This is a genomic window from Anoxynatronum sibiricum (assembly GCF_039414295.1).
In the GTDB taxonomy this organism is placed as follows: domain Bacteria; phylum Bacillota; class Clostridia; order Peptostreptococcales; family Tindalliaceae; genus Anoxynatronum; species Anoxynatronum sibiricum.
Genome location: NZ_JBCITM010000087.1, coordinates 1 through 255, shown reverse-complemented (window position 1 = coordinate 255; position 255 = coordinate 1). Strand labels below are relative to the sequence as shown.

Sequence of the window (255 nt, the reverse complement as noted above, 5' to 3'; positions counted from 1 at the left end):
GATTTAAAGACGCGAAGGTGTATGAAAGCATTATGAACGAAGTGGTCCTAATGGCAATGGAAAACAAAATGGTGTCAGGAAAAATTTTTTACACCGATTCAACCCATATTCGGGCCAATGCGAGCAACTCAAAATACACAAACGAAGAAAAAGAAATGACCATCTCGGAAGACGAGTCCTTACTCGCACTGGTTAATGACAAAAGAGAAAGCAAAGGACAGAAACCTTTAAAGGCGGCAGCCGATAAAGTTGTCC

Annotated in this window: 1 pseudogene; it reads left to right on the top strand. The window is 41.2% G+C overall.

The window, feature by feature from the left end:
• Positions 1–50: 50 nt before the first annotated feature.
• A pseudogene (locus tag AAIG11_RS18300) lies at positions 51–255 on the top strand (IS5/IS1182 family transposase); the annotation flags it as partial.